Here is a 12,049-nt window from a genome sequence, read left to right on the forward strand (position 1 = left end):
CTCCTTTTGCGAATCTCGATGCCGGGCACTAAGCCCGGCCGCTCTCAATAATGATATGGCTTAGATCTTGTCGTCTTTTTTCAAACCAATGTCGAACTTATCTAAGTAGGCATTTGGTTTTGAGCCGTCATATACAATATTGTCAATGAAGTGTGTTTGCGGTGGTTTAAAACCAGTCTCGGTTTTGAAGTTAGGAAACTCTGAGGCATCAATAACACCATCAGCAATCAGCTCTTTTGCCGCTGTCGCGTAAATGTCTGGACGGTAAACCTTTTTGGCAATATCCATGTACCAAGAATCTGGTTTGTTATCTGAAATTTGTCCCCAACGACGCATTTGCGTTAAATACCAAATAGCATCGCTGTAGTAAGGGTAAGTCGCGTTGTAGCGGAAGAATACATTAAAGTCTGGCACTTCACGTTTGTCGCCTTTTTCGTACTCAAAAGTACCGGTCATGCTGTTAGCAATAACATCGTAATCGGCACCCACATATTGGCTTTTAGACAAAATTTTCACAGCTTCTGGGCGGTTCTTATTGTTCTCTTCGTCTAACCACTTAGCGGCGCGAATCATCGCTTTAACGACCCGAATGTGAGTATTTGGGTATTCATCAGCCCAGCCTTGGCTCACCCCAAATACTTTTTCTGGATTATTTTTCCAAATCTCGTAATCGGTAACAACCGGTACACCAATGCCTTTAAATACTGCTTGTTGGTTCCAAGGTTCGCCCACGCAGTAACCGTAAATAGTTCCGGCTTCCATAGTAGATGGCATTTGCGGTGGCGGTGTCACCGACAATAGGGCATCTGCGTCAATTTTGCCTGAGGTATCACCTTTATGTGGCGCATAGTAACCGGGATGAATACCGCCAGCCGCTAACCAATAACGTAATTCGTAGTTGTGGGTAGACACTGGAAATACCATTCCCATATTGAACGGTTTACCTTGCTCAATGTAACTATCAACAACCGGCTTTAGCGCATCGGCTTTAATCGGGTGAACGGGCTTGCCGCCTTCATGAGGCACATGTGGTTTCATTTGCGCCCAGATATCGTTTGATACGGTAATCGCGTTACCGTTTAAATCCATGCTGAAGGCTGTAATAATGTCGGCTTTAGTACCAAAACCAATGGTTGCACCTAGTGGCTGACCCGCTAGCATATGAGCACCATCTAGCTCACCGGTAATCACCCTATCTAACAAAACCTTCCAGTTCGCTTGTGCTTCTAGCTGAACATAAAGGCCTTCATCTTCGAAGTAGCCTTTCTCATAAGCTACCGCCAACGGCGCCATGTCGGTTAACTTAATAAAACCAAATTTTAAATCTTCTTTTTCAGGCTCTCCCACTTCGGCATGAGTAAAGCCAATAACACTGGCCGAGAGCACAGCTGTAACAATGGTTGTTTTAATAATTTGTTGTAAGTTAACGGTGATTAAATTTTGCATCCCTGCTCCTAAGTACCTAGTTTGAAGTAATCATAAGGTGTTAATACTTAGTAGGTAGCCAATCACGTGCCAAGATCTAGATCACATTTTTTTAACGCTATAAATCATCAACTTAAAATTATTTATACCCCTTAAGTAGTATTTACATTTTTCCAATGAATTCACTAACTTAGACCACCGCCGCACAACTTTGGCGCACAAGAATAGCGATAGTACATAAAGCTATACCGTTACTTATCAGTGTTTTCGAGTGAGGGACAAGACCCCAAGTCATAACGGTTCATAAGGAAATACCCGCTATTTAAGTGTTCGGCTATTTTGTTTTTCGTCTCTATAATCTACGAATTGTATTAAAACAAGTTAAGAAACATGAAGAAGCTTGTATTCTATTTGTTGTTTTGCTTGATATTATCACCCACCCTATCCGCTAAAACGTATCGTACAACCCAAGTGATTAGCCGGCCGCTCGCAAAAATGAGGCAAGCTCTATTAATTGAAGCATATTACCGCGCGGGAGAACGCGTTGTATTTGAGTTATTACCTAGCGCAAACGCCTTGGAGGCAACCAATCGATGCGGAGATGTTTCGTATCGACAATTTATAGACTAAATACGCCAATTTAATTCAAATTCCTACCAGCTACTTAAGCTCAGAGAATGTGGTTTTTACTCGTTTAAGTGAACTAATAGTGGAAGGGTATGAGAGCTTAAAACCCTATAGCATTGCTTATCGCAGCAGCTTAAAGGCAGCTGAAATAGCCACCTTAAATTTCCCCAAGACTAACCAACTTTAAGACTTAGATTCAGCCTTCAAATTTATGAGTATAGATAGAGCAGACCTAGTAGTAGAAGAGCGTTAGTTAGGCCTAAAGCGTATAAAGGCGCTTAAGCTCAACAGTGTTAGCTTAGTTGAACCACCTGTTGACCAATTAAAGCTCTATCATTATGTACATAAAGATCATGCCGAACTAGCAGTAAAACTCGATGAGGCATTTAAACAAATGCTTAAAGATGGCAGCGCTCAATCAATCATTGAGAGTGTATTGAAAAATGTAGAGTAATTCAGGTGGATCATTCTATACAAAAAAACCGGCCAATAGCCGGTTCTTTAAGAAGGTTTTTAGCTATTAGCCAAGAATAGCTAATAACTCAACTTCAAATACCAATGCTGCAAACGGAGGAATTGCCGCGCCAGCACCTTGAGAGCCATATGCTAGCTCTTGAGGGATGTAAAGTTTCCACTTGTCACCCACTTTCATGCGTTGTAGTGCTTCGGTCCAGCCTTTAATTACGCCGTTCACAGGGAACTCTGCAGGTTGGCCGCGCTGAACTGAGCTATCAAATACTTCACCAGAAATTAAAGTACCTTCATAGTGAACTTGTACTTTGCTGCTAGCGCTTGGAGTTTCGCCTTCGCCTTCAACAAGTACTTCGTACTGAAGACCCGTTTCAGTTTTGTTGATTTCAGGACGTGAACCGTTTTCAGCTAGAAAAGTTTCGCCTTCAGCCATTGCTTCTTTATGCTGCTCAGCTTTTTTAGCTTCGATATCTTTAGTGATTTCTTGGAAAGCCGCACCAATTACTGCTTCGTCAAGTTGTGGTTGAGCACCACTCATCACATCACGAATACCATCTAACATGGCATTTAGCTCTAATCCGTCGAATGCTGCGCGCTCAATTTGCTCGCCAATTTGAAGGCCGTAACCGTAACTTGCTTGCGCTGCTGCGCCTTGATATTTATCGCTCATTTCAACTCTTAAATCTAATCAATAAAAAGAGCCAAAAGGTTAACATAAAGTGGCTAGAAAAACCGCGAATCAGTGGCTAAATGCGCCTTTTTTTGCATAAAGTCACTACCAGAAAACGCCACTTTACGAAGCTCTCCGTCAAAGGTAAAACCTAAATGGCGGTAAAAGCCCTCAGCATGCTCGTTATCTTGCATCACCCAACAATGTAACTGCTTCACATTCGCCTGCTGACAAGCGTGTTTAAGCATTGCGCGCCCCCAACCCTTACCAATGGTTTTAGGCAAAAGATATAGCGCGGCTAGCTCTATCTCGTCAGCTTGTTTCTCTAGCATTAACAGCCCTTCTAGTTGGGGATTTTTTAGCACCCACACTTGGTTATTGTCATTGCTTACTCGTTGCTGCCAAAGCTTTTGGTGCAAACTGGAGGGCAACACCTTGAACATTTTTTTTACTAAGTACGGTGAGTAAACATGCTGCCAGCTTTTCCGCTGAACCAGGCAGATGTTTTCAATATCACTCTGCGTTGCTAGTTTTATCGGCATCTGACTTTTCGCTGTCTATATCAAAACTTGCCGGGCGTTTACATTGGGGCACTTTCCCCTGGGCGATAGCTTGCTTTTCTAATTGCGTGGCACGCGACATTCGTGCTTCTAAGTCGGCGATACGGGTTTTATTTGAAGGGTGGGTAGACAAAAACTCGGGAACCGAACCACCACCGGCTTTCGCCATGTTCTGCCATAAGGTCACACTGGCTTGCGGATCAAATCCTGCACTAGCCATTAAGTCTAAACCCATTACGTCGGCTTCACTTTCTTGAGTTCGGCCATAAGGCAATAATACGCCATATTGAACACCTAGGCCCAAAGCTGCCATGGCTGCGCCTTTGTGTTTAACGTCATCGCTCACCCCAATGGCTACAGCAGCCACGGCGGTGCCAATACCGGCAATTTGGTTTTGTGATAATCGCTCATTGCTGTGTTCAGCCAATACGTGGGCAATTTCGTGACCAATTACCGTGGCAAGCTGATCCGGTGTTTCTGCCACTTGGATCAACCCGGTATACACACCAATATGAGCTCCTGGCAAAGCAAATGCGTTCACTTGTTCTGAATCAAATACCACCACTTCCCAGTCTTCATCACCGTAGTGACCAGGAATTTCTGCGGTTACTGCATTAGATACACACGCCACGTAGTCGTTGGTTGCTTTGTCGTTATAGATCTTTTCTTGCTTTTTAATTTCATCAAAAGACTGAGCGCCTAACGCACTCATCTTCGAATCATCATAAAGTAATACTCGCTTACGCCCCGTTGGAGAAGCAGAGCAACTCAGTAAAGCTGCTAGCGAAACGGTGACTACTGCTGTTTTTAGCATTTTATTCATGTATGACTTCCATTCTAGGCAAACCTTTAAGCCTGCGTATCCTTTAATATTAGTGGCAATCCAGCGCTAATTAATACAACCTGGTGGGCTTTTGCAGCTAAAGCTTGATTTAAACGCCCTAATTCATCAGCAAACATTCTCGCCATGGGGTTATCAGAAACTAAACCTAGGCCGACTTCGTTACTCACAATCACTAAGTCACTAGAAAACTGCTCAAGACAAGCCAGCAACATCGAGGTTTGCAGCTTTATGTCCTGTAATTGATCATTCGGACTTTTATCTGTGCATAACCACCAACCCAGCCAAGTCGACATGCATTCCAACAGCACAGGTTTATTCTGCATGGCGTACTGGCTCAGTACATCACTTAAGTTCTCGGATGAAAAATCAAGCTCATGAGTATCAAAAGCCGCTTTTCTTAAGGATTGATGGTGCTGAATGCGCTGAGCCATTTCGGTATCACTGGCCATCGCTGTAGCGATGTACACCGGCTTGCTATTATTGAGCGAACTAAACTGCTTTTCGGCCCACGAACTTTTGCCGCTTCTAATACCACCCAATACTAGGCTTATCATTTAGCTACCCTATTGTTTTACCGAATAATAACATAGCTAAACTGGGTTTTGATATGGCTAAGCTCTATGCAATACGCCAACCAATAGGCATAAAAAAAGCGGCTAATGCCGCTTTTTCTTTAGTTAATCGATTAACTGGTTAAGTCATCAAAAAACTTTTTAACCCCGTCGAAGAATCCTTCGGCTTTAGGTTTATGTTTGCTACCAGCAGAACCACCACAGCTTTCTTCGAAATCTTTAAGCAATTGCTTCTGAGTTTCGTTGAGCTTAATCGGTGTTTCAACAATCACTTTACAGATTAAGTCACCAATTGGACCGCCACGTACTGACTTAACGCCTTTGCCGCGCATTCTAAACATGCGGCCAGTTTGGGTTTCGTTTGGTACTTTTAAGCTCACTCGGCCATCTAAGGTAGGCACTTCAATCTCGCCACCTAATGCTGCTAAGGTAAAACTAATTGGCACTTCACAGTAAAGGTTGTTTTCTTCACGTTTGAAGATTGGGTGTTCTTTTACATGTACTTGTACATATAAATCACCGGCAGGAGCCCCGCTCTCGCCAGCTTCGCCTTCGCCCGATAAGCGAACCCGGTCACCAGTATCTACGCCAGCTGGAATGCTAACCGATAAGGTTTTAGCGCGCTCGTAACGACCTTCGCCATGACATTTATGGCAAGGGTCTGAAATGATTGAACCTTTACCTTTACAGGTAGGACAGGCTTGCTGAACCGCAAAGAATCCTTGGCGCATTTGTACTTGGCCTTGGCCATGACAAGTTCCACAAGTTTTTGGCGTTGAGCCCTTTTTAGCGCCACTACCATTACACTGCTCACAGTGCACTAAAGTAGGAACGCGAATTTCTTTTTTAACGCCTTTTACGGCTTGCTCTAAGCTCAACTCTAGGTTGTAGCGAAGATCAGAACCACGTTGAGGTTGGCGTCGACCGCCGCCTCCACGTCCACCGCCGAAAATATCACCAAAGATGTCGCCAAACGCATCACCAAAGTCGCCCTGTCCGCCACCAAAACCACCCGCTCCGCGGTTAGGATCAACCCCTGCGTGGCCGTAATGATCGTAAGCTTCTTTCTTCTGAGGGTTATTCAGAACCTCGTAGGCTTCTTTTACTTCTTTAAATTTTTCTTCAGAAGCTTTATCACCCTTGGTTCTATCGGGGTGAAATTTCATCGCCAAACGTTTGTAGGCTTTTTTAATTTCTCGCTCGCCGGCATCTTTGCCTAGACCAAGAACTTCATAATAATCGCGTTTTGACATAATGGGTGTTCTACTTTCTTACAACGAAACTCGTTGAAAGTATTGGCTTTGATAGACGTACGGGCGTTGTTCTCACAACGCCCGTTATTAATTTACTAAAAGTGCTTAAGACAAATTATTTTTTGTCGTCTTTCACTTCTTCAAACTCAGCATCAACAACGTCATCTTGAGCTGGAGCAGCTTGCTCAGCATCAGCTTCGCCTGCGTTAGCTTGGGCTTGTTGTTGAGCCACTTCCATTAGCTTTTGAGAAGCTTCGATAAGAGCTTGAGTTTTCGCTTCAATCTCTGCTTTATCTTCACCTTTGCTCGCTGCTTCTAACTCAGTGACTGCAGCGTCGATTTTCTCTTTGTCTTCGGCAGGAAGTGCTTCACCAGCTTCTTCAACTTGCTTACGGGTACCGTGTACAAGTGCATCAGCTTGGTTTTTAGCTTGAACTAATTCTTCAAACTTCTTGTCTTCTTCAGCGTTAGCTTCAGCTTCGTTCACCATCTTGTTGATTTCGTCGTCAGACAAACCAGAAGACGCTTGAATGGTAATTTTCTGCTCTTTAGCTGTATCTTTGTCTTTCGCAGATACGTGTAAGATACCGTCGGCATCCAAATCGAAGGTTACTTCAATTTGTGGCACGCCACGTTGTGCAGGACGAATACCTTCTAGGTTAAATTGACCTAAAGATTTGTTGTCTGCAGCACGCTTACGCTCACCTTGAATAACATGAACTGTTACAGCACTTTGGTTGTCGTCAGCGGTAGAGAATACCTGTGAACCCTTAGTTGGGATGGTAGTATTCTTATCAACAACGCGAGTCATCACGCCGCCCATGGTTTCAATACCTAGAGACAGTGGAGTAACGTCTAGTAGTAGTACGTCAGTTTTGTCACCAGAAAGTACCGCACCTTGAATAGCTGCGCCCATGGCTACTGCTTCATCAGGGTTAACGTCTTTACGTGGCTCTTTACCGAAGAACTCTGTTACTGCGCTCTGTACTAGAGGCATACGAGTCTGACCACCAACAAGAATTACATCGTTGATGTCACCAACTGAAAGATCAGCATCTTGTAGAGCAATGCGTAACGGCTCTAAAGAACGTTGTACTAGTTCTTCAACCAAAGACTCAAGCTTAGCGCGAGTTACTTTGATGTTAAGGTGCTTAGGACCAGAAGCATCAGCAGTAATGTAAGGTAGGTTTACATCTGTTTGCTGTGCAGAAGAAAGTTCACATTTTGCTTTCTCAGCCGCTTCTTTTAAGCGCTGCATCGCTAATGGATCTTGCTTAAGATCAAAACCTTGGTCTTTCTTAAACTCTTCTACTAAGTAGTTGATTAAGCGGTTATCAAAGTCTTCACCACCTAGGTGAGTATCACCGTTGGTTGCTAATACTTCGAAGGTTTTCTCGCCATCTACTTCGTCAATCTCAATGATAGAGATATCAAATGTACCACCACCTAAGTCGTATACAGCAACAACGTTGTCGCCTTTAACTGAGTTAACGCCGTAAGCAAATGCTGCAGCAGTTGGCTCGTTAATAATACGTTTAACGTCTAAGCCCGCAATACGACCAGCATCTTTAGTTGCTTGACGCTGTGAATCGTTGAAATAAGCAGGAACAGTAATTACTGCTTCAGTTACCGCTTCACCTAAATAGTCTTCTGCAGTTTTCTTCATTTTTTTCAAAACTTCTGCAGAGATTTGTGGCGGTGCTTTCTTCTCACCTTTTGCTTCAACCCATGCGTCACCATTGTCAGCATTAACAATGTTGAATGGCATGATTTCGATATCACGTTGAACTTCGTCATCAGTAAAACGACGACCGATTAAACGCTTAATAGCAAAAACGGTGTTTTTAGGGTTAGTCACTGCTTGGCGCTTAGCAGGCTGGCCTACTAATGTTTCGCCGTCGTCTGTGAACGCAATGATCGACGGTGTTGTACGATCGCCTTCTGCGTTCTCAATTACTTTAGGGGTATCGCCGTCTAGTACTGCAACACAAGAGTTAGTGGTTCCTAAATCGATACCAATAATTCTACCCATGATGGTGTTCTCCAAATTCTGTTGTAACTAATATTTCGTTGTTGAGAAAGTAAGTGGGGGCAGCAAAAAACTTTTCAAGGGAAAAGCTAAAAAAAAATGACTAAAGATGAACAAGGAAAATAAAATTACATTTGATTACTGACTGAGCAGAAGATCACAGATTCAGCACACAAATTCACCAACAACCAAGCTGACAGTGCTATAAATGGCTATTTTTATAACCTGTGATACTATGCGCCCAACTTTAAGTTATATGCAGATGAATACTCTGTGTAAAAAATAGAGAGAAGGGAAATGAAAAACGATTCAAAACTGAGTCTTACTCACAAAATACTTATCGGCATGGTTGCCGGTATTGGCTTAGGGGTTTTCTTACAAACCTTTTTTGCTGAGTCTATCTTAGTCAAAGATTACATCGTTGATGGCATCCTAAACATCACAGGCTCTATCTTTGTAGCCAGCTTAAAAATGCTAGTGGTTCCACTGGTATTTGTATCTTTAGTGTGCGGCGTATCGTCGATGAAAGATACTGCTCGCTTAGGCCGCCTTGGTGGTAAAACCGTATTGTTGTATTTGGCGACGACTGCCATTGCAATTTCTTTAGCTATGGCAGTTGCGCTGCTGGTTCGCCCAGGAACAGGCATTGAGTTAACCACAGAAGCGGCTTTTGTTGCTAAAGAAGCACCAAGCATTAGCCAAGTAATTATCGACATGTTCCCAGATAACCCTATTGCCTCAATGGCGCAGGGCAACATGCTACAAATTATTGTATTTGCATTGCTATTTGGTATCGCCATCGCTATTTCTGGTGAGCCAGGAAAACGCATTGGTAAACACTTTGAAGACTTTAATGTCGTCATCATGAAGTTAGTGACCATTTTAATGAACCTTGCCCCTTACGGCGTATTTGCGCTTTTGGCAAAACTGTTCTTTGAGATTGGCTTTGACGCGATTGCGAGCTTGCTGAGCTACTTTATGGTGGTGTTAGTGGTACTGTTGCTACATGCCCTAGTGGTTTATCCAACCTTGTTAAAAGCATTAACTGGTTTAAACCCTATCTTGTTCATCAAGAAAATGCGTGAAGCCATTGTTTTTGCATTTAGTACAGCCTCTTCAAATGCCACTATTCCTGTGACCATGGAAACAGCGACCCATAAATTAGGTGTACGTAACTCTACCGCTTCTTTCACCGTGCCATTAGGCGCTACCATTAATATGGACGGCACCTCTATTATGCAAGGTGTGGCGACTATCTTCATTGCAACGGTTTACGGCATCGATTTAACTGCCGGAAACTTCTTAATGGTGATTGTAACTGCCACCTTAGCCTCTGTAGGCACAGCCGGTGTACCTGGCGTAGGTTTAATTACCCTCGCCATGGTATTGCAGCAAGTAGGCCTGCCAGTTGAAGGTATTGCCTTAATCATTGGTGTGGATCGTTTATTAGATATGGTGCGTACTGCAGTAAACATTACTGGCGACAGTATGGTGACAGTGGCTGTGGCTAAATCTGAAGGCGATTTGAACTTAGAGACTTACAACAACCCTAAAGCAGGTTTGTCGGAAGAAGAAGTTCACTTACCGTTCGAAGTAGAAACGCCGTTAACTAAGGCCGAAAAAGCTTAAGTTAACTCGCAATAAAAAACGCGGCATTGGCCGCGTTTTTTATGTCTTCAATATGTCATTACAGCATTTATTCTAGTCCGGTTCGTGAAATGTCCAGAGTGTTAAGAATGCCGTTTTGAATCGAGTAGATGCAACCATGTACCGATAGCTCTTGGCCATTACGCCACGCATTTTGCACGATAGAGGTTTGCGATACGTTTTTAACCTGCTCCATCACATTAAGCTCACACAAACGATCAGCACGCTGCTGTTTGTCTGCTATGGCCTCCAGTTCTTGCTCGTGATAGCGATAAACATCTTTAAGATGGCGTAACCAGTTATCAATAAGGCCAAACTGTTTATCTTCCATAGACGCTAACACGCCCCCACAACCGTAATGGCCGGTAACAATAATGTGCTTAACTTTAAGTACGTCTACCGCGTATTGAATGACCGACAAACAGTTTAAATCGGTATGTACAACAACATTGGCAATATTACGATGAACAAATACTTCACCGGGTGGTAGGCCAGCGATCTGGTTAGCTGGTACTCGGCTATCGCTGCAGCCAATCCACAAGAATTCAGGATTTTGCTGTTCAGACAAATCACAGAAAAAGGTAGGGTTTTGCTCTTTTATATTTTTCGCCCAGCTACGGTTATTGCTGATTAGCTGATTTAAATCACTCATAGGACCTCTAAATAACAACACATCCATATCTCTGGATGCATATATTGCCCGATGTGAAAGGCATCTGCCACTGTTTAACGCAGTAATAACTTACTAAAAAGGCAGTTCGGTTTGCGGGGGAGTTTGCTGTTGTTGCTCGGCCAGTTTCTTACGTTGTAACCTAATAAAACGCATTCGACGCTGTTTCGTTAAGCGTAATATGTTTTGTTGTTCGGCAGGCTGAAGCGTTTGCCAAGCAAAGCGTTCGTCGCGATTTCGAAAACATCCCATGCACAAACCGCGGCTATTGGTTTGGCAAATTCCGCGACAGGGGTTGGGAATGTCGAAAATCTCTAACTGTTCCATTTGCTCGCTTTGCTCACCCTTTGGTCAATACGAATAATTTTTATTCATAACTTAACAATGGCATAAGCAAACTAACTAGGTCAAAGATTTCAAACAAAACAGCAACAATTCTGCGCCTTAAGCCTGTCTGGCAAGCTGTACATTGCAAACCAAATTTGAGGCATAAAAAAAGGGCCAATTGGCCCTTTAGGAATAATGTTCTAACTAAGCGCTGGTATCTACTGATGCCGCTTTAGAAATCATCACCATTGCTGGACGCAATAAGCGACCATTTAATTCGTAGCCTTTTTGTAACACTGCAACTACAGTATTTGGTGCAACGCCTTCTACTTCTTGCATGCCCATCGCTTGATGCTTTTCTGGATCAAAGGCTTGGTCTTGTGGTGCAACAACCTCGATGCCGAATTTTTTCACTGCATCGATCAGTGTTTTAAGGGTTAACTCAACACCTTCAATCATTGATGCTAGCGCTTCGTCTTCACGGTTGGCATGTTGCAGGGCCATTTCCATGTTGTCGATAACCGGTAGCAACTCGCTTGCAAACTTCTCTAAAGCGAACTTGCGTGCTTTCTCTACTTCTTGTGCTGAACGACGACGAATATTTTCCACTTCAGCTTTAGCGCGTACCACACCGTCTTTTTGGTCGGCAACTGTTTGCTCTGCAGTGGATAGGCGCTCTAATAGCTCCGCCACGCTAATTTCTTCAGCTGCAGGTTCAGCTTGCTCAGCGGCCGCCTCTAACTCAGCTTCAATCGCGTCAACTTGCTGTTCTACTTCATTTTCTACTACAACTTCTTCAGGCTGCGCTTTATTTTGCTCACTGCTCATGCAGGGTCTCCGTAATTCTTCACAAATAACTCTAATCTGTTGCATATTATGGGGATCAAACAGCCGCTTTCAAGTGATACTCACGATAAAACTGGCTGAGTACCAAAAGCACACGTTATAATCATC

Annotated in this window: 11 protein-coding genes; 1 reads left to right on the forward strand and 10 read right to left on the reverse strand. The window is 43.5% G+C overall.

What is annotated here, in order from left to right:
* Positions 1-60 precede the first annotated feature (60 nt).
* From FFR00_RS20285 to dnaK, 7 genes are all read right to left on the reverse strand, one after another.
* Positions 61-1,446, reverse strand: a complete 1,386-nt coding sequence (locus FFR00_RS20285) for a CmpA/NrtA family ABC transporter substrate-binding protein (RefSeq protein WP_137675245.1) — start codon at positions 1,444-1,446, stop codon at positions 61-63.
* A 1,126-nt stretch (positions 1,447-2,572) separates the two neighbouring features.
* Positions 2,573-3,193 (reverse strand): FKBP-type peptidyl-prolyl cis-trans isomerase, encoded by a 621-nt coding sequence (locus FFR00_RS20290; RefSeq protein ID WP_137675246.1) that lies wholly within the window; start codon positions 3,191-3,193, stop codon positions 2,573-2,575.
* Positions 3,194-3,246: 53 nt separating this feature from the next.
* Positions 3,247-3,636: an N-acetyltransferase gene (locus tag FFR00_RS20295; RefSeq protein ID WP_161985217.1), complete on the reverse strand. Its 390-nt coding sequence runs from the start codon at positions 3,634-3,636 to the stop codon at positions 3,247-3,249.
* A gap of 70 nt (positions 3,637-3,706) precedes the next feature.
* Positions 3,707-4,567 carry a M48 family metallopeptidase gene (locus tag FFR00_RS20300; RefSeq protein WP_201798784.1) on the reverse strand — a complete coding sequence of 287 codons (861 nt, stop codon included), beginning with the start codon at positions 4,565-4,567 and terminating at the stop codon, positions 3,707-3,709.
* 35 nt (positions 4,568-4,602) lie between these two features.
* Positions 4,603-5,151, reverse strand: a complete 549-nt coding sequence (cobU, locus tag FFR00_RS20305; protein WP_137675249.1) for a bifunctional adenosylcobinamide kinase/adenosylcobinamide-phosphate guanylyltransferase — start codon at positions 5,149-5,151, stop codon at positions 4,603-4,605.
* 131 nt (positions 5,152-5,282) lie between these two features.
* Positions 5,283-6,422: a molecular chaperone DnaJ gene (dnaJ, locus tag FFR00_RS20310; protein ID WP_137675250.1), complete on the reverse strand. Its 1,140-nt coding sequence runs from the start codon at positions 6,420-6,422 to the stop codon at positions 5,283-5,285.
* Between the two features lie 115 nt (positions 6,423-6,537).
* Positions 6,538-8,454, reverse strand: coding sequence for a molecular chaperone DnaK (gene dnaK, locus FFR00_RS20315; RefSeq protein ID WP_137675251.1), 1,917 nt, complete (start codon positions 8,452-8,454; stop codon positions 6,538-6,540).
* 294 nt (positions 8,455-8,748) lie between these two features.
* Between dnaK and FFR00_RS20320 the strand changes: the two genes are divergently transcribed.
* A complete protein-coding gene (locus FFR00_RS20320) occupies positions 8,749-10,080 on the forward strand; it encodes a dicarboxylate/amino acid:cation symporter (RefSeq protein WP_137675252.1) in 1,332 nt (443 codons plus the stop codon).
* A gap of 67 nt (positions 10,081-10,147) precedes the next feature.
* Here FFR00_RS20320 and can read toward each other — a convergent pair whose 3' ends face one another.
* From can to grpE, 3 genes are all read right to left on the reverse strand, one after another.
* On the reverse strand, positions 10,148-10,750 hold the full coding sequence (gene can, locus FFR00_RS20325; protein ID WP_137675253.1) for a carbonate dehydratase: 603 nt from the start codon (positions 10,748-10,750) through the stop codon (positions 10,148-10,150).
* A gap of 93 nt (positions 10,751-10,843) precedes the next feature.
* Positions 10,844-11,095 (reverse strand): DUF1289 domain-containing protein, encoded by a 252-nt coding sequence (locus tag FFR00_RS20330; protein ID WP_137675254.1) that lies wholly within the window; start codon positions 11,093-11,095, stop codon positions 10,844-10,846.
* A 204-nt stretch (positions 11,096-11,299) separates the two neighbouring features.
* Positions 11,300-11,923 carry a nucleotide exchange factor GrpE gene (gene grpE, locus FFR00_RS20335; RefSeq protein WP_137675255.1) on the reverse strand — a complete coding sequence of 208 codons (624 nt, stop codon included), beginning with the start codon at positions 11,921-11,923 and terminating at the stop codon, positions 11,300-11,302.
* Positions 11,924-12,049: the final 126 nt, after the last annotated feature.

The organism is Agarivorans sp. Toyoura001, assembly GCF_005405585.1.
In the GTDB taxonomy this organism is placed as follows: Bacteria; Pseudomonadota; Gammaproteobacteria; order Enterobacterales; family Celerinatantimonadaceae; genus Agarivorans.